An 18,001-nucleotide genomic window follows, 5' to 3' on the forward strand; every position below is an offset into this window, starting at 1 on the left:
AAAATGCGCAAATGTGGAGCGGCTCAAAGTTGCAGGATAAAAAGCCAAAGAAGAGATATGTAAAGCAATGCTGGCAGCTAAGTGGCGACAACATGCTTCCTTTATTGTCCAGTAATTGTTAACATTGTGTGTTGCTGTTAAGACGCGCTATTTACACCCATAACTTGCAAAATAACAATAATGACCAGTCCGATGAAATCAATTCTAAAAAAAGCCGCCACTGTGGCGATGTTAAGTAGCTGTAGTGTTGCTGCGTTCGCCAAGCCTCAGCTGATGTTGTTTGCTGACGACCTGCAGGTGTGCTCCAGCGAAAGGCTGAGATATTGTAATTCTGAATCCCGCAAAAGCTTAAGTAAGGATACTTATAAACAACAGCCAATTTATCAAATTACAGAAGAAGGCCTAGGCCGTATTGCCGATATGGCCTGGACCGAGCAGCCCGATATTCGCGCCCAGGCAGTCGAGTTATTAAATGCGGCGAAAAGGCATTTTAATGATGAAGCATTCGGCCAACGTGAATTCGAACGTTATCTGCGCCGCAGTGATTTCACCCTTACTGGTAGCGATATATCAGCACGTGAATTTTGGTTTAACTTATTTGATTTCGAACAGCGTAACTTTTTTGATTTACTCGAGCAAAAACAAGCGAATGGTAAGCGTCGTCGCCAAGGCGAAGTTGATGTTCAGGGCACGCGTAATTGGGTAACCAAAGAGGCGTTTGCGCAGCTGCTTAGTGATGCGCAAAAGATTGCCGATGCCAAACGCAAACCGCGTGTTGCCTTTATCACCGGTGGCAGCCGCGACCCCTATCGCGATGTTGATTATTATCAGTCCTTATTTGAGCAGCTTGGCTTTGAAGCGCATTGGCTCGCTATCGATGGGGCTATGCAAACGGTAATGAGTGCTCAAGATACCAAGTTGTGCGATAGCTTGGCTGATTATCAGGTGTCGAAGTTAGCGAGCTTCCGCCGTGATGTGCTATACCCTGATCTTTATCAAAAGCAGCAAAAACTGTGTCGCGACCCAGAGAAGCTATATAACCTTCTGCGTAAATCTGACGCGGTGTTTATAGCCGATTCAAGCCCGCTACTGCTATATCATGCGTTTTATAAAAATGCTAACCAGCCCAGTGAGTTGCTAACAAAAATACAAGATATGGTGGCAAAAGGGCAATTAATGGTCGCCGCGCAGGGTGATGCAGTGCATGCCTTGGTCGGTGGTAAAAACAATGCCACTGTACTCTCTGGTGATGGCGTGCAGGTGTTGACTGGGCGACCCACGGTTTACAGCAATGGTTTTGAAGCTTGTCGCTTGGGAGTGGACTGTATCTCAGTGGTAAATAGCCGTGAACTAAGCTATATGCAATCGGGTGTGCTAGGTTTGTTTAACTGGGGCACCTTGGATACTAAAGTAGCCAAGTATGGTAATCAGCCGCGTCTAATTAAAACCGGTATTGATAACAGCAGTAATTTAATTTTTGGTCTCGATAGTGACAGTTATGCCCGCATCAGCAGTGAAAGTGATGACGGCGAGTACATGCAGATGCAAGTATTTGGCGAGGGTGGGCTATGGCTTGGTGACTTACGTCAAAGCAATGACTCTATGGCTACAGCAATGCAGTTTGGCCCTTTTGACAGTTACTTCTTGACTCATGAAGACAAAATCATGCTGCGTAATGACATGATTAACGTTGAATTAGCGCCATGGAAGCAAGCCATCAATACCACAACCGCCGGACCATTAGTGAATTCGTCCACGCCATTTAGCCGCTCTAATTACCATAAGCTCGGACAAATGCAGTGCAACACCGGAGCTGCAACTGCCAGTGGTAGCACGGATATTGATTCACAGCGCTTTGAGTTAACCTTAAAAGCCAGTGGCGCCACGAACATGCGAAAAGGCGTACTCGCAAAAGGCGGCAAACGCATCGGCGTATGCTCGTTTGCAAGAATCTCAACGCAGATACTGCCAAAGGCACTCTAAGTTGATTACAATAAAGGGGTTTGTAGCAAAACCCCTGTTTTTATGTTTGACTCTTCCCTGAGCCCTTGGGTTCGTGTATTAACTAATCTCCTTGCCCGATTTGGGATCTGGTACGCAGCCGCTATTGTTTATGGTGTGTTTATCGTCGCGGCCCTGATCCTTGGCTCAATGTATTACTACGTTGCCACCGGTGAAGTGACCCTACTGGATGTACTCGCAGTGGTGTTCTTCACGGCCATTACCGCACCTGTGGTGATTATGGTGGTGTTGCAATCAGTGGCACAGCTGCAAGACTCGCAAAAGTTTTTGGAAACCGCCACGAAGCAAGAAAAGCTATTAAACCAGTCACTGAAAGATAATATTCGTCTACTCAATACTGAGATTGATGAGCGTAAAATGGCGCTCAACGCTAAGCATCGGTCTATTGAAGAGTTGCGTCGTGAGATAGCGGAGCGCAAGAAAACGCAGCTAGAGCTAGCTCAACAAGGCATGCTATTGCGCTCAATTGTCGACTCGTCCCCTGACTTATTCTATTACCGCGACCAACAGGGAGTATTTGCCGGCTGCAACAAAATGTTTGAAAAGGTGATGAATCGCAGTTCAGGCGACTTAATTGGCAAAACTGCTGAAGATATTTACCCACCGCAGTTGCTACCTGAGGTGTTACGCACCGACCATCAAGTAGAAACGACGCATGAACCCATAACGCTAGACGTTCAGTACCCTGTGGATGGAGAACCCCATTGGTTTGAAATGCGCAAGCTACCCTTTATTAATGACGACGGCGAATATATTGGTCTACTTGCTTTCGGCCGTGATATCACGAGCCGTAAGGAAGCTGAACAAGCGCTCGAGACTGCTTACAAAGACAAAGGTAAATTCATTGCTACTTTGTCTCATGAGTTGCGCACCCCTTTGAATGGTATTGTTGGCCTCACTCGTATGCTGCTTGATACTGAATTAACGAAACAACAACGCAGTTGGTGCAATACGGTCTTCTCAAGCGCTGAAACCTTAGGCAACATCTTTAACGACATTATCGATTTAGACAAGATTGACAGAGAGCAACTTGATATTGTCACCGAACCGGTCGGTGTTACAGATTTTATAAATGATGTGGTGAATTTTGGCTCTCTCATTGCTGAGCAAAAGTCACTGTCTTTCGATGTATCCCGTGAAGGCGACTTAGATGTTTACGCCGAAATAGACCCAACGCGTTTGCGTCAAGTGCTCTGGAACCTCATCAACAACGCGGTGAAATTTACCAAACACGGTGGTGTGACCTTGGGCTGTCGTCGCCACGACACCGGCAAACAAGTGTGGCTTGAGTTAAGTGTTACAGATACAGGCATAGGTATTCCACAAGAGCAACTGCGGCATATTTTCGATATGTATTACAAAGCGCCGGATGCCAGCGGCGCCAATGCCATAGGTTCGGGGATCGGCCTTGCGGTTACTAAAGCCCTAGTTAAAGCAATGGGTGGGGATATTCAAGTCAGCTCTATGGCGGGTGAAGGAAGTAGCTTTAAAGTACATATTCCTCTTAAGCTGACGCAAGCTCCGCAATTAGAAACATATGATTGTGCCAGTCTAAATATTCTTCTGGTCGAGGATGTTCCTTTGAATGCCGAAATTGCTACCAACTTGCTTGAGCAACGGGGGCACGAGGTCATTTGGGCTGAAACCGGTGAGGATGCGCTGTCTTTTGTGCAAACAGAGGATGATCTCGATTTAGTGTTACTCGATATGCAATTGCCAGATATTAATGGTGATGTGGTAGCTCGTGAAATCCGCGCCGATGAGCATTTTGATAATTTACCTATAGTGGTGTTAACCGCAAACGTGCGCAGTGCTGAGGAAGAGCTACGGGGCATTAAAGTGCAAGGCTCACTCGCCAAGCCGATTAATACCAACAAACTCGATAAGATGCTAGCGACGCTCTTTGGTATTGGAAAAGACTGTGCACAGCAGGCAGCAGCCAAACAACTAGTCGGTGCTGCATCGCCGCAAGCACTGGATGTGGATGAGATAAACCTAGATAGAGAGATTATCTCTGAATTCTTGGATTCTATGGGGGCGAAAGCTTTTGCCCGCAGCGTTGACTTGTTCGCAAAGTTGGCTCCTGGGTATCAGCAACAAATGCAAGATAGCCTTGCCAGTGATGTGGATGAATACAAATCGGTCGCCCACAAATTGAAAGGGGCCGCAGGCTCAGTGGGGCTCAAAGCGGTGCAGTTGCAGGCCAAGGAAATGGAGAATAATTGTCAGCAGGTTGAACAAGAACAGCGCCAGCAATGGTTAACGCAGTTAGATGGGCAAATAAAAGAAGGGCTCAAGGCCCTTCAGTCATTCTTATCTCAGTTAGCTCAGTAATTACGAGTTGCTGTCGATTTTTCCGATAAAGCGATAACCTTCACCATGGATGGTGCTGATCAGCTCAGGCGTGCTGGCGTCGCTTTCAAAGTGTTTACGGATACGACGAATAGTCACATCAACAGTACGGTCGTTAGCACGAAGCTCACGGCCAGTCATATGTTTAATCAGTTGCTCGCGGCTAAAGATACGACCTGGTGAGTCTAACATTAGACGTAATGCGCGATACTCACCTTTAGGTAAGCGCTTAGATTCACCCGCCGGAGACGTTAAGCAACGGCTGTTTTCGTCTAATTCCCAACCGTTAAAGTTAAGCACACCATCAGACTCAAGTGCAGGGTCATCTTTGCTGGCTGCTGTGCGAGAAATAAGGTTGCGGGCACGAATAGTTAATTCGCGTGGGTTAAATGGCTTAGTGATGTAATCGTCCGCACCAATTTCAAGACCTAAAATACGATCGACATCGTTGTCACGGCCGGTCAAGAAAATCAAACCAACATTGCGTTTTTGACGCAATTCACGGGCGAGGATCAAGCCATTTTTACCTGGTAAGTTGATATCCATAACAACCAGGTTAATTTCATCATTGGTGGTGAGCTTATCATGCATATCATCACCATCAATGGCTTCAACTACAGTGTAGCCTTCCGCTTCAAATAAGCTAACGAGGTTCAGGCGGGTTACGTCTTCATCCTCTACGATCAGAATGACTGGCGTTTGCATTGTTAATTAACCTTTTCGGAATATTTTATTTACAGAAAAACCGGAAAAACGAGAATTCCGCGAATACTTGCGATTATAGGAGTATATCTAAATGTTAACAAGTAAAATCAATTTGGATAAAACTTAGATACTGTCATCAGCCTGGCTTGTACTTTAAAGCTTACTTGCTCGAGCTGCTCCCTGTTGATATACAGTCGAATCTTCTTACCTTCCTGAATTAAGGCAGCCACACCGCCTTGCTCAAGGAACTCGAAATTACTGCCAACGGTGAATGTTGTTAAAGGCCGAGTTTTGATCCAAGGCGACAGTATATCATTCTCTATTTTTCCATCAAAGTATGTGATGTCACATTGCCGAGAAAGTTCATCATTTTGTGAACTTTTACTGAGTTCGGTTATGGCAATTGGTTGTCCACGTATCAATAAGTTCTGTTGTTGCGCAAGAAATGCACCAGGCCCTTTGCTTAAGTTAGTAAAACAATAGCGCACCGAATCAGACTGAACATGAGTAAAGTCGATAAACTTGGCTATTTGAAAAAGCAGCGCCGAGCGCACTTGATCGGGCGTTCCTGCTTGCGCAGATAGGCTGCACATCAAGGCGGCTAAACAGACTACACGCATACTACTGTACCCCACTTAATGGGATCTGAACTATGAAGTGACTGCCTTGTTTATGTTCTGGAGCAAGAAGCACCTTGCCGCCAAGTGCTTGAGTTACGAGGTTGTAGACTAGGTGTAAGCCTAGACCACTGCCGCCAGAGCCTCGCTTCGTGGTCACAAAAGGATCAAAGACCCTGGGCTTTAATGTTTCGCTGATGCCGCTACCATTATCTCGGTAGTCAATCTGTAGCTGTCCGGAGTCAGTTTGTACATCAATATCTATACGTGGCTCAGGGTGATCTTTGAAGGCGTGGATAAGAGAGTTACTGATAAGCTGCTGCAATATCTGTTGGATAGGCCCAGACTTTGATTGGATATGTAAATCCTCGGGGCAGTGCACGTTTATCTGCGGGCTAATGTCATCAAGGTCGGCACGCATACTAATCATGACTTCGCCAATGAGCGCGCTTAAATTAACGTCGGTGATGCTCTCACTATCTTGGGTCACAGCGACTTTTTTAAAGCTGGCGATAAGCTCGGCTGCGCGGTTAAGGTTGCGATAAATCAACGACAGATTTTCTTCACCATCTATTAGGAAGCGCCCTAGTTGTTGCGAGGTGAGTGTTTTTTCTTCAAATGAATGGCGAATATCACCGAGCTTGTCACGCATTAATGTTGATGCAGTTATCCCCAATCCCAAAGGGGTATTGACCTCGTGAGCGACACCCGCAACCATTTGCCCCAGTGACGCCATCTTTTCATTCTCAACAATTTGATTCTGATATTGGTGCATCCGCTCTAGCGTACTGAGTAGCTCTTGGTTGGCGTCGCGCAGGGCATCGGTGCGCAGGTTCACTTTTTCCTCAAGACTCTGGTTTAGGGCTTCTATTTCTTTTTTATCTGTCTCATTACGCTCGATTTGCTTTTCTGTGCGCCGCAGCATGGTGTTGACACTTAGCGCCAGCTGATTGAGTTCTGCTATATTACTGCTCGGGGCGCGAACGGTATAGTTACGGTTTTTGGCAACGTCTTGCAGTAACTGGCTCAATGTATCAATAGGGTTACCGATATGACGCTGGAAAATACGTGCTATAACATAGGCAACAACCAGCACCGCTACGCTCAACATAATATCGATAATTATTTTGCGGTGCAGGTAATTCTCAATACTCTCTAAACTGGCTCGAACATACACATAGCCTATGGTGTTGTCTTGGTTGGTGATGGCCTTAATGATTTCTAAATGGCCATCTTCGACTTCCCCCTTGCCGATACTCTCGAGACGTTTGGTTTTTACTGGCACTGGTGGCGTGCGAGGGGCGTTATAACTGGCAAAAAACTCAACTTCGTCATTGAATTCATCTATACGATAAATATGAATGTTTTTTATTGCCTCTACAGCCTGAAAGGCTTGTAGGCGCTGCTCTTCGGTTTTGCTGTCGTCAAAAAGAACCGTCACTTGAGCGTTAAAAGCGGTGAGCTCGGCAAAGGTTTCTACGCGCTCTTCCAGCTGTTCTCGCTGCTCTTGAATGTCAATGTAGGTAGAAATAGTAATAGACAAAATGAGCGACAATGACGCAACAGACATGACCGCGTAGATCAATGCCTTTCTTATACTAGTTGTTGAGCCTTGAATACTCATGAGTGTGCGCGGTTCACTAATAGCTGTGTTACAACATTAAACTAGTTTAGCAAATCATTGAATAGTCGAATGTTAAAATCAGAAAAATGCATAAATAAAAGCACTTTTGTCAGCATAGATAAGGACACCTTAGCGGCCTATGAAAATCCTTACTTCTGGTTTGCTCAAAAACCTAGTTATATCGCGTCTGGGTTTATTATAACCGCTTGGAATCCGCAGGGGCTGCGCCTTGGACAAAGACAAAATTGCTTACATACGCAGCGCTTGGCTAAACGGCTCGCAGGCTTTGACCCGCACTGGGGTTTTGGCGGTAACCAAGAGATGACCTATCGCGAGCGCAGCGCCTTAGTGCGAGCACCTCGCAGCTATGGCAAGAAGCTAATGAAGGAATTTAGCCAAAATGCTATCTACCTAATAAAAGGTGGGCGACTATATTTGTATTTCTATAATGCTCAAGAAACATCGGTCAACGGGGATTGGCAGCGCCGTGTAAGCCATCTAAGACAACTGCCACGGCGTAATTATGCTATTGGTTTTGATACACCGCAAAACGCTTCGTTTTAGCAATTGTTTGGTGAGTGTTAAATTGCTGCTGTAGTTGCTCTGGGTAGGCTAAGAAGCTATTAGCGACTAGAGTAAGCGCACCGCCTTTATTCAGGTGTGCTTTCGCGCTGGCAAAAAAGCGAGCGGTGATATCATAATCGGTCTTTAGCCCGGTATGAAAGGGCGGGTTACTGACGATGATGTCAAAGCGCTCGTTGATGTTGGTTAGGCCATCGCTGAGCACAATATTGCCGTGCAGGTCATTGGCGCGCAGGGTTTGCTCACTGGCATATGCGGCTAAGGCGTTTACATCCAAGGCAGTGCCTTTAATGTGGGCAAAGCGCTTCAAGCAAAAGCTGATAATAACTCCGGCGCCGCAACCAAAATCAAGTAAAGATTGGGTGTTAGTTAAATCAGGTAAGTTATCCAGTAACAACGCCGTACCATCATCCAATTGACCATGGTTGAATACACCCGGTAGGCTAACTATATCACAGCTCACTTGCTCACCGGCTATGCTGCGAGTAAGACAAAAGCGCTTTTCGTAGCGGCTGATATCGAACTCGGGCAGCGGGGTAATATCGCTGTATTGGTATAATTGACAATGTTTGGCAGAGTCAACCTTATGGCCATGAGCGAGGCCTTTTAGCTGTTTATCAATGGATTTTACGCCGCCTTTTTTCTCCCCCACCACCAGTAACTGCGCATCATCATTAATACAAGCACGAATATTATCTAAGGTCATTAAAGCTTCGGCTTTGGCCTTAGGATAATAGTAAATTACTAAGTCGAAGCGGTGTTTAGGAAGCTCATGAGACACCAGAGTTTGGGCCTGATGTTGCTGGGCTTGGCGTTGTGCAAAGTCGCCATTCGCTTGGTTATAAGAGAATAAATGAATATCAGCTGTTGGGTTCAGCTCACGCAGTTCGCTTGCAAACCCATCACAGTTAAAATTGACCACTAAAATGGTTTGCGCGATTAACAGCTCAGGGCTGCGCAGTAGGATCTGCGACGGGTTGCTCAGTACCATATTATTTCACGCGCTCAAACATTAAATCCCAAACACCATGGCCAAGACGATGGCCACGTTGCTCAAACTTAGTTAGTGGGCGAAAATCTGGACGTGGTACATAGTCATTCGTGCTTGATTGGTTGCTAAAATGGCTATTGCCTTGCATTACTTCGAGCATGTGTTCAGCATAGTTTTGCCAATCTGTCGCCATATGAAAGACCCCGCCAATTTTTAGTTTGCTGCGCAGGTTTTCGACAAATTCAGGTTGCACAATGCGACGTTTGTGGTGACGTTTTTTATGCCATGGATCGGGGAAGAACAATTGCACTTTAGCTAGGCTTTCATCGCTGATACAGTCCGCTAACACTTCCACCGCATCGTGTTCAAAAACGCGCAAATTGGTAACACCTTCGGCATCAGCGTCCATCAGGCAAGCACCTACTCCAGGGCGGTGAACTTCGATGCCGATAAAGTTTTGCTCTGGTGCGTTTTTAGCCATTTCTACAAGCGATTTACCCATGCCAAAACCGATCTCAAGAACAACATCATTGTCATTGCCAAACACTTGGCTGAAATCAAGTAAGCCATTTTGATGCTCAAGCCCCATTGTCGGCCAGCATTTCTCTAGTGCCGCTGCTTGACCTTTGGTCAGTCGGCCTTCGCGTTTTACGAAGCTGCGTACCTTACGGATATACTTTCCTTCGCGCTGTGCTTGCTCCAATGCTTGTTGCGTAGATTCACTCATGGTCTTGGCTGTCTCTGTAAAAATGGGTGCGTATTATCCCCAGTTGTAAGAGGAAGTACAAGTAAAGGGTATTGATATTTACCTGCACAATTATAGACTGAGCGCAAATATGTACAGGGGCGTTATAAAAGTAGTGGAAATAAGTAAAAGCACGCGTGATTGGTTTGCCACTCAAGTACTCGATTGGTACGACAAACATGGTCGCAAGACGCTGCCTTGGCAGCTAGAAAAAACACCCTATAAAGTTTGGGTATCAGAGATTATGCTGCAGCAAACGCAAGTTGCTACGGTGATCCCTTACTTCAACCGCTTTATGGCGCGTTTTGAGACTATTGAGGCGTTGGCTGAAGCGCCGCAAGATGAGGTTCTCCATTATTGGACAGGTTTGGGGTATTACGCTCGAGCACGTAATCTACATAAAACCGCACAGTTGATCTGTGAGCAGTATCAGGGTCAGTTTCCACACACCTTGGAAGAAGTAATGGCTCTGCCTGGGATAGGGCGCTCTACTGCGGGTGCTATTTTAAGCCTATCGCGCGGCGAGCATCATGCGATTCTCGATGGCAACGTAAAGCGGGTATTAGCACGGTTTTTTATGATTGAGGGCTGGTATGGTGTCAAAAAAGTGGAAAACCAACTTTGGCATCTAAGCGAGCAATTAACACCAAAGCACGGCGTCACTCAGTTTAATCAGGCGATGATGGACTTGGGAGCAAGCCTGTGTTCACGTAGTAAATATGACTGTCAGCCCTGCCCACTCAATGATAAGTGCCAAGCGCGAATCAATGACAAAGTAAACGAGTTCCCACATTCAAAACCCAAAAAGCAAGTGCCGAAGAAGCATTGCGTAATGTTTATTCCCGTTTATGAAGGGCACACCTACATGGAAAAGCGTCCCGATCAAGGTATTTGGGGAGGGCTACATTGCTTTATCGAGTTTGCAAGCCAGGACGGGGTCAAAGAGTTTATGGCAATCAATGGTATTAGCGGTAAAGAACATAGGTTAGAGCCATTTACCCATGTATTTTCACACTTTCAGTTAACTATAGAGCCTGTTGTTGTGCATTTGCACAAACCCATACAACAGCTTGCAGAGCGTGCAGTACTAACTTATTCACTAGCGCAGCAACCTGAGGTGGGGCTAGCAGCACCGACAAAGAAATTATTGAAACAGCTAAAGCAGCACCTTGCAGGTGCGAGTGTTTAAGCATTAGGTTACACTACAGAGCAATATGTATTAGATAATCGTAAATGAGGATAAACATGGCACGTACGGTATTTTGTCAGAAGCTGCAAAAAGAAGCTCCGGGACTTGCTTTTCAACTTTACCCTGGTGAAGTAGGCGAGAAGATCTTCAACAATATTTCTCAACAAGCATGGGATGAGTGGCAAAAGAAGCAGACCATGTTAATTAACGAAAAGCATCTAAATATGATGGAACCGGAGCATCGTACCTATTTAGAAGAGCAAATGGTTGGCTTTTTGTTTGAAGGTAAAGATGTAGAAATTGAAGGTTACAGACCACCTGAAAAGTAGCAACTTAGCCGGGATTTTCGCCAATAAATCTCGGTTTGCATGAAAACTGTGCAAACGGTTTGTTTATTTTAAAAAATGGTTGACTTGATACCCTAAAAACCGTTTAATACGCCGCACGCCCAGATAGCTCAGTCGGTAGAGCAGAGGATTGAAAATCCTCGTGTCGGTGGTTCGATTCCGCCTCTGGGCACCATTATTAAAGGTGTTTTTGACAATTCAGAAGCACGTGCTTTTGCACACAGTTTTGTGTGCCTGCTTAGCTCAGTTGGTAGAGCAACTGACTTGTAATCAGTAGGTCGCCAGTTCGACTCCGGCAGCAGGCACCATTCATTTGCCCAGATAGCTCAGTCGGTAGAGCAGAGGATTGAAAATCCTCGTGTCGGTGGTTCGATTCCGCCTCTGGGCACCATTATTAAAGGTGGCGCTCAATGGGCGCCATTTTTATGAAAAAATTTTTGCCCAGATAGCTCAGTCGGTAGAGCAGAGGATTGAAAATCCTCGTGTCGGTGGTTCGATTCCGCCTCTGGGCACCACGATTTAAGAAACCCTGATCAGTATTGGTCGGGGTTTTTTTATTGCCTGCAGCATAATGCAAGGCGTAATCTCACGCTTATTAGCTCGGGTGGTTCGATGGTAAAATACATCCATGTATTTCACCGCTTTGCGGGCAATTGCTCCAGACAATTTTGTCCGCATCTAAGCACCACCATCTTTTCAAACGTTGTAGGTAATTTCATTTTTATTCTTTATGAATTAAATGCTTGGGCGGAGTGACTGTTTTAACGCTTTTTGCGTAAAAACAAAATCTCACCAGCCGAGATTATCGCCATGCCGATAACAGAGATCCAAATAACTAATGGGTCGCTGTTCCACTTTGTCCATACAAAGGCGGCTAATACTACAATATCCAGCGTTATAGCACAGGCAAGTATATAAATATTGGCATTTACTTTTTCTCTAAGGTGTCGCAATACACCCCAATGGATCGCAATGTCCATAACGATATAAAAAATAGCGCCAATCGAAGCGATTCGACTCAAATCGAAAAAAGCAGCTAACATCATAGCCATAACAATGGTGTAAACCAGTGTATGTTTCTGAATTGAACCAGGCATGCCAAAATGGCTGTGTGGCACAAGTTTCATATTGGTCAACATTGCCAACATTCTTGAGACGGCAAACGCGCTGGCGATCACGCCGGAAACTGTGGCTACAATCGCAAATCCAACCGTAATCCAAAGCCCTGTCTCGCCATAGATTGGTCTTGCGGCTTCAGCAAGTGCGTAGTCTTTTGCTTTCACAATCTCATCTATGGACAGGCTCGAGCCAACGGCCAGGGTGACTAATAGGTATATTAAGGCGCAGATAATCAACGAAATAATAATGGCACGTCCAACATTCTTCTTTGGCTCAATGATTTCACCACCACTATTAGTTATAGTTGTAAACCCTTTGTACGCGAGTATGCTCAAAGCAATCCCTGCTAGAATACCGCCGCCCGAAGCTTCTTTTGGAATAGCAGATATCGATTCAAATTGAATGCCAGATGCCCATAAACCACCAGCCGCTAAAACAACCAGCCCTAAAGCCTTCACAAAGGCCATAAAAAACGAGAACGTTTGAATAAACTGATTACTCAGAATATTGATAAAAAATGCGAAGAGCAGCAAGCCAACCGCCAGCGACGGGACAAGCCACTGCGCTTCAAAAGAAATTAATTGGCTTGTATAGGACGCAAATGTACGAGCAACTAAGCTTTCATTAATGACCATAGAAAAGTACATTAACAGTGCAAATATCGCTGTCACACTTCCCTTTCCATAAGCTTTACTGAGGAACATCGCAATACCTCCCGCTGATGGGTAAGCTTTGGCTAATTTTACATATGAATAGGCGCTGAATCCGGCGATAACACCGCCGCACACAAATGCCAGTACAAACCATTCTTTTGCCAGCTGAGCAACTTGTCCTGTCAGTGCAAAAATACCAGCGCCAATCATGACACCAGTCCCTAAAGACACCGCCCCCCAAAGACTCAAGCTTCCTTTCTGATAATCTTGATGTCCGTGTTTATGTTCCGCCATAATCAGCTCCTGTGGTTGACGTTAGTTGGACCAGTGAATCCGGATAATTTTCCAGCCAGACTCCGGTGTATGTGAAACGGTTACAGTTTCATTCATCGTTAAATCAATCTCCTGCCCGTTGTACGCCCCGGAAATACTATATCGAGACGTGATCACAGCAAGGCTATCCACTTCATATCTTGTTCTTTCAATCAGTTTTGAAGGAACCTCCTGGCTAAATTTGATATCTGACTTTAGATGATGAGCACTATATTCAGCCAGGGACCGTTCAACGCCACCACCTTCAAAGATAAGCACATCATCGGAAAGCACGTCTTTAAAAACCTCCATGTCACCTTCAGTCAAAGCAGTTCGAAATGCGTCAAGCACAGCGGTCGGCTCAGATAGTTTTTCGGCGCTACTGGGCGCTGAAACAAACATTACCGAAATCATAAAAACACTCACAAGTAATTTCATTCTTCTTATTCCTTACATTAACCAGGAGAAAACGCGCTGCTTAGCGCAGAGGCCAGGATAAAAATAGTGACAGCCAATACCATTTCTACCGTTATCGACTGTTTAAGTCGCTTCGCAGCCGACTCATTATTTAACTGGGGTACCAACTTTAACTTATGCAGTGCAGCGACAAGAAAAATCAACGCCACAAACACAAGCTTCGCCAGCAATACTGTGTCGTATGAAGTTAATGGCAGCTCTGGTAACCATTGTCCGGTTGCGCTTCGATACATAACCACACCAGCAATCAAGAGTATTAAAACCGCTGCAGACATGTGCCCGCCAAAACGCTCCATAATCAATTTCGCTTTATCAAGCGATACGGAGGTTGCCAGCTTACGCAGTGAATTCAGACTGCCAAACCAGACCCAGGCGACTAACAGATGTGTTAAAAGCGCTAACTTTCCCCACCAGAGCGCGTCACTACCGTGGCCGATACTTAAAAAACTCCATCCCATGAGTCCAACCGCCACAACATAAAGCATCCACTGTATGCTTGTTACCTTAACAACAGAGTAAATAATCCAGACAACAGCAACGGTTACCTGAAGTTGGATGAACAACCCAACAGGGCCAGCCCATATAAATTGCATATAGGTCGAGTCAACCATTCCGGCAAAGCCTTCAGCAGTGAAACTACCAACTTTCAGAAAGAAGTAGAGAAGGCTCGCCAGTAGTAGAAGCAACGCAACAACGCTAGTCTTTTGTTCAGACAGCTTTTTTAAACCAGACAAATAGGCGATATAAGGAGAGGCCGTTATCACCGAATTAAGCCAGAATATAAAGGCCAGCGTTAAAACGCTGGCCACACTCCATAGGGTCATCACTTCACCTCAAAGCTAAAATCACCCGATATTTTATGACTGTCCCCACCCATGGCCGTCCAATAAACTGTGTAACCACGCGGCGCTAGTTTGTTTTTAATCGCTATTTCGTATGCTACTTTGGGTGTCATGCTCATCGAAAAGTCCAACGGGTGCATTTTGCCATCATCTGAATGCAGCATAACTTTAGCCAGGCGAACATCACCGGAGAAACTCATCGTAATTTCCGTGGGTGGCTGCGATAAAGTGGCACCGTCTTTCGGGCTACTGGATGTCAAATCGGCGTGAGCGCTAGCCCATGCACTAAGAAATAACGCGGTACCGAAGGCTAATTTAAGTATGTTTTTCACGTTGTTTCCTCTTTGTTTATTATCAATTAAAACCAAACTCTGGCCCCAAGGACCACGCCTGTTTCTGTGGTGTCTTCACCCATTCGTTTCATTTCATCTGCCGTATTCCCTAACGCACCGTTCCAATAAACACCGATGTAAGGTGCAAGTTCACGATTGATTTCGTGACGATAGCGCAACCCCACGCGCAAGTTGCTCAAGCCACTTTGACGTTCATATTTGTCTGAATCGGTTAGGTTGGCTGTTAGTTCAATACGAGGTTGCAAATACGATGTTTGTGTGAGTTGCCATTCGTATTCAGTTTCACTCACAAATTGAACATCGCCTTCTTCATTCATCATCAGCGAGTTATCCATTTCAAACCAATAGGGCGCCAACCCCATAAAACTCACGACAGCATAATTTTCCATAGATGCATCCGACGATAAGGTGCCTCGCGTACCGATACCGCCCTGAAACGACCAAAATGGAGACACCAAGTATCCATACAGCAGTTCTGCACTTTCCAAGTCAGTGGACTCACCGTCATCTTGAACATTTTCACCTTCACTTTTAAAGACAAACCGATGATAATCGCCGCCATACCAAGCCATCATGTCCCAGACAGCAAGGTTCTCCTCCTCGTTAGTTCGCGTTAACTCCAACCGATCGAACAGCACTTGCCCGGTGTGATATTCCTTGACGGGTTCTGGCCAGTCTTCTTCCGCATGTTCCGCAACAGCTAACACCGGCAAAAAGGCCACGCCCATTAGTAATGATTTACCGTACATAATCGTCCTCCTTATGCGACATTGACCACACGGAACATGCCCGCTTTCATGTGATACAACAGATGACAGTGGAACGCCCAGCTGCCCGGCGCGTCCGCCGTTATCAATAACGACACTTTTTCATTGGGTTTGAGGCTAATTGTGTGCTTACGGGGACGGGGATACTGTCCGTTTTCCAGCTCCATCCACATGCCGTGTAAGTGTATGGGGTGGTCCATCATCGTATCGTTTACCATCACCAACCTCAGTCGTTCTCCATGATGAAACTGAACTGGGCCATCCACCTCGGTAAACTTCTTCCCGTCGAAAGACCACATGTAACGCTCCATATTACCCGTTAAGTGCAGCTCTATCTGTCGTTCGGGCTCTCGCGTATCCGGCCATTCATGCGCGCCGATCAAGTCGGTATACAACAATACTTTGTGCTCAACATCTTCCAATCCAATCCCGGGTTCATGCAAACGGCTTACCGGGTTTGTAGCAATCATAGCCGCCCCGGCGCCATGTCCGGACTCACGGTGCTTGATTTTAATATTCTCGACGGGGAGTTCTCTTTTGTGTGTCATTTTATGAGTCATATGGCTGTTATTGCCGCCCATATGCTTCATATTCATGCTATTGCCTTTCATATCACCAGACATTGCCATCGCTCCCATGCCCATAGCCGCCATGCCGCGCTCAGGAGCTTGCCGTAGTTCAGGCACTTCAGCCTCAAGACCCAGTTCTGGCGTTAACGTGCCTCTGACATAACCACTTCGATCAAAGCTCTCAGCATAAATAGTGTACGGCTTGTTTTGCTTAGGCTGGACAATTACATCGTAGGTTTCCGCCACACCAATGCGGAACTCGTCAACTGGCACTGGTTTCACAGGCTGCCCGTCAGCGGCCACAACCGTCATCTCCAACCCAGGGATTCTCACGTCGAAGAAACTCATTGCCGAACCGTTAATGATACGAAGGCGTACTTTTTCACCAGGCTTAAACAATGCTGACCAGTTCATCTGCGAATCGCGGCCATTCATCAGGTAGGTGTAAGTGCTGCCCGTCACATCCGCAATATCACGAGGGCTCATTCGCATTTGCCCCCACATTTCTCGTTGCTTCCAAGTTTTATCTAACCCTTGTTGTCGCACGTCCTTGAAGGTCTCAAATATCGTACGTTTTTGGTAGTTATAGTACCCCTCCGCAACTTTCAAGTTACGAAACACGGTATCCGGGTCTTCAAATGTCCAATCACTTAGAATAATGGTATGTTCTCGATCAGCACCAATGTCTCCGTCTTTCGGTTCAATCACTAACGGCCCTAGGTGTCCCAATTGCTCCTGCAAACCGGAATGGCTGTGATACCAATAAGTTCCGTTTTGCTCGACATCGTAGCGGTACTTGAACGTTCGTCCTGGCTTTATCCCTTCGAAAGATACGCCAGGCACGCCATCCATGTTCTCTGGCAATATAATGCCGTGCCAGTGAATCGATGTGTCTTCCAGCAACCGGTTAATCACATTTAACTTTGCTCTCTGTCCCTCTTTTAAACGGATCAAAGGACCCGGCATTTGGCCATTGATGGTTATCGGCGTTCCTACCTTATTTCCCACGAGCAGTGGAGATTTTGTAATGGTCAGATCAATTTCATCGTTTGTCAGGATCTGATCCTTAAAACTGCGTCCTTGAGGGACTGCCCAGGTCGGCGCTACTTTGGCGATTGCTAAAGCAGACGCTACAGTGAATGCTGATTTAACAAATTTTCGACGTCCTTTAGTAAAATCATTGTTCATAACTTTTTACCTCCTTCGAAAGCGCTTTCTGCCGCTCTAGGCTGACTATCTGCCGATAGGATGTGATCGAACCGTCACTTTTGATTTCGTAGACCGTATAAGGTTGAAATTGAGTGCCCATCTCCATACCGATAGACCCTAGCGGCATGCCTGGAACAGTTAAGCCAATGCCATTATCTGACTTTTTCCCAGCTAAATAATGAGCAACTAATGTAGGAGGAACGTGTCCCTCAAAGACATAGCCATTGTTAGAAATAGCGGTATGGCAGGATTGGACCTCGGCACTAATACCGGAGTCCCGTTTTCGTTGAGTCAGGTTATTCGGGTGTTGTACAGACACACTAAAGCCATCCGGTAAAGCTTTTAACCATTGCTCACAACAACCGCAGTTGGGAGCTTTTAGAACGGTTAGATGCTGCTCTTGTGAATCAGTTGCAGGCACAGACACCGAAAACAGCATCGCTAAAACAGTGCTATTGCGTTTGATAAACATAATTATTCACCAATTAATAAGTATTAATGGAACACGCCGAGCGTGTGCTAAATT

Annotated in this window: 17 protein-coding genes and 4 tRNA genes; 9 read left to right on the plus strand and 12 right to left on the minus strand. The window is 45.9% G+C overall.

The genetic code is table 11. The annotated features are described in order from the left end of the window. Positions 1 to 192: 192 nt before the first annotated feature. Both PRUTH_RS01380 and arcB read left to right on the plus strand, forming a co-directional pair. Positions 193 to 1,983, plus strand: coding sequence for a type 1 glutamine amidotransferase family protein (locus tag PRUTH_RS01380; RefSeq protein ID WP_151172350.1), 1,791 nt, complete (start codon positions 193 to 195; stop codon positions 1,981 to 1,983). A 42-nt stretch (positions 1,984 to 2,025) separates the two neighbouring features. Beyond that, complete coding sequence (gene arcB / locus PRUTH_RS01385; RefSeq protein WP_151172351.1) at positions 2,026 to 4,356, plus strand: aerobic respiration two-component sensor histidine kinase ArcB; 2,331 nt, start codon at positions 2,026 to 2,028, stop codon at positions 4,354 to 4,356. On the opposite strand, the gene arcA is transcribed toward arcB, so the two are convergent. From arcA to PRUTH_RS01400, 3 genes are all read right to left on the minus strand, one after another. Beyond that, positions 4,357 to 5,079, minus strand: coding sequence for a two-component system response regulator ArcA (gene arcA, locus PRUTH_RS01390; RefSeq protein WP_022944137.1), 723 nt, complete (start codon positions 5,077 to 5,079; stop codon positions 4,357 to 4,359). Positions 5,080 to 5,186: 107 nt separating this feature from the next. After that, positions 5,187 to 5,699, minus strand: coding sequence for a YfiR family protein (locus PRUTH_RS01395; RefSeq protein ID WP_026110996.1), 513 nt, complete (start codon positions 5,697 to 5,699; stop codon positions 5,187 to 5,189). 1 nt (position 5,700) lies between these two features. Continuing rightward, positions 5,701 to 7,320, minus strand: coding sequence for an ATP-binding protein (locus PRUTH_RS01400; RefSeq protein WP_138590790.1), 1,620 nt, complete (start codon positions 7,318 to 7,320; stop codon positions 5,701 to 5,703). Between the two features lie 69 nt (positions 7,321 to 7,389). Here PRUTH_RS01400 and PRUTH_RS01405 point away from each other — a divergent pair, with 69 nt between their 5' ends. Then, the gene (locus PRUTH_RS01405) at positions 7,390 to 7,884 is read left to right on the plus strand and encodes a DUF3293 domain-containing protein (RefSeq protein ID WP_138590788.1); all 495 of its coding nucleotides are present in this window, start codon (positions 7,390 to 7,392) and stop codon (positions 7,882 to 7,884) included. Here the strand turns inward: PRUTH_RS01405 and PRUTH_RS01410 are convergent. Continuing rightward, the gene (locus PRUTH_RS01410) at positions 7,847 to 8,893 is read right to left on the minus strand and encodes a methyltransferase (RefSeq protein ID WP_138590786.1); all 1,047 of its coding nucleotides are present in this window, start codon (positions 8,891 to 8,893) and stop codon (positions 7,847 to 7,849) included. The genes PRUTH_RS01405 and PRUTH_RS01410 overlap by 38 nt on opposite strands. A gap of 1 nt (position 8,894) precedes the next feature. Continuing rightward, positions 8,895 to 9,620: a tRNA (guanosine(46)-N7)-methyltransferase TrmB gene (gene trmB, locus PRUTH_RS01415; RefSeq protein WP_022944132.1), complete on the minus strand. Its 726-nt coding sequence runs from the start codon at positions 9,618 to 9,620 to the stop codon at positions 8,895 to 8,897. 109 nt (positions 9,621 to 9,729) lie between these two features. On the opposite strand from trmB, the gene mutY reads away from it, so the two are divergent. The 6 genes from mutY (at position 9,730) to PRUTH_RS01445 (ending at position 11,689) form a co-directional block, all read left to right on the plus strand. After that, positions 9,730 to 10,827 carry an A/G-specific adenine glycosylase gene (gene mutY / locus PRUTH_RS01420; protein ID WP_040643027.1) on the plus strand — a complete coding sequence of 366 codons (1,098 nt, stop codon included), beginning with the start codon at positions 9,730 to 9,732 and terminating at the stop codon, positions 10,825 to 10,827. A gap of 56 nt (positions 10,828 to 10,883) precedes the next feature. Continuing rightward, on the plus strand, positions 10,884 to 11,156 hold the full coding sequence (locus PRUTH_RS01425) for an oxidative damage protection protein (RefSeq protein WP_151172352.1): 273 nt from the start codon (positions 10,884 to 10,886) through the stop codon (positions 11,154 to 11,156). Between the two features lie 117 nt (positions 11,157 to 11,273). Then, positions 11,274 to 11,349: transfer RNA gene (locus PRUTH_RS01430), tRNA-Phe, on the plus strand. A 57-nt stretch (positions 11,350 to 11,406) separates the two neighbouring features. Then, positions 11,407 to 11,482: transfer RNA gene (locus PRUTH_RS01435), tRNA-Thr, on the plus strand. A gap of 7 nt (positions 11,483 to 11,489) precedes the next feature. Next, a tRNA-Phe gene (locus PRUTH_RS01440) sits at positions 11,490 to 11,565 on the plus strand. 48 nt (positions 11,566 to 11,613) lie between these two features. After that, a tRNA-Phe gene (locus PRUTH_RS01445) sits at positions 11,614 to 11,689 on the plus strand. A 246-nt stretch (positions 11,690 to 11,935) separates the two neighbouring features. Here the strand turns inward: PRUTH_RS01445 and PRUTH_RS01450 are convergent. The 7 genes from PRUTH_RS01450 to PRUTH_RS01480 are packed head-to-tail and all read right to left on the minus strand — an operon-like array spanning position 11,936 to position 17,947. After that, positions 11,936 to 13,240 carry an APC family permease gene (locus tag PRUTH_RS01450; RefSeq protein ID WP_151172353.1) on the minus strand — a complete coding sequence of 435 codons (1,305 nt, stop codon included), beginning with the start codon at positions 13,238 to 13,240 and terminating at the stop codon, positions 11,936 to 11,938. 21 nt (positions 13,241 to 13,261) lie between these two features. Next, a complete protein-coding gene (locus PRUTH_RS01455) occupies positions 13,262 to 13,696 on the minus strand; it encodes a YybH family protein (protein WP_045978538.1) in 435 nt (144 codons plus the stop codon). A 17-nt stretch (positions 13,697 to 13,713) separates the two neighbouring features. Continuing rightward, a complete protein-coding gene (locus PRUTH_RS01460) occupies positions 13,714 to 14,559 on the minus strand; it encodes a CopD family protein (RefSeq protein WP_151172354.1) in 846 nt (281 codons plus the stop codon). Next, positions 14,559 to 14,909 (minus strand): copper resistance CopC family protein, encoded by a 351-nt coding sequence (locus tag PRUTH_RS01465; protein WP_151172355.1) that lies wholly within the window; start codon positions 14,907 to 14,909, stop codon positions 14,559 to 14,561. Before PRUTH_RS01465 ends, PRUTH_RS01460 begins: the two co-directional genes overlap by 1 nt. 26 nt (positions 14,910 to 14,935) lie before the next feature. After that, positions 14,936 to 15,679 (minus strand): copper resistance protein B, encoded by a 744-nt coding sequence (locus PRUTH_RS01470; RefSeq protein ID WP_045978540.1) that lies wholly within the window; start codon positions 15,677 to 15,679, stop codon positions 14,936 to 14,938. An 11-nt stretch (positions 15,680 to 15,690) separates the two neighbouring features. Beyond that, positions 15,691 to 17,454, minus strand: coding sequence for a copper resistance system multicopper oxidase (locus tag PRUTH_RS01475; protein WP_151172356.1), 1,764 nt, complete (start codon positions 17,452 to 17,454; stop codon positions 15,691 to 15,693). Further along, positions 17,444 to 17,947 (minus strand): DUF411 domain-containing protein, encoded by a 504-nt coding sequence (locus PRUTH_RS01480; protein WP_151172357.1) that lies wholly within the window; start codon positions 17,945 to 17,947, stop codon positions 17,444 to 17,446. The genes PRUTH_RS01475 and PRUTH_RS01480 overlap by 11 nt, the downstream gene beginning before the upstream one ends. Between the last annotated feature and the right edge of the window lie 54 nt (positions 17,948 to 18,001).

The organism is Pseudoalteromonas ruthenica (assembly GCF_008808095.1).
Classification (GTDB): Bacteria; Pseudomonadota; Gammaproteobacteria; order Enterobacterales; family Alteromonadaceae; genus Pseudoalteromonas; species Pseudoalteromonas ruthenica.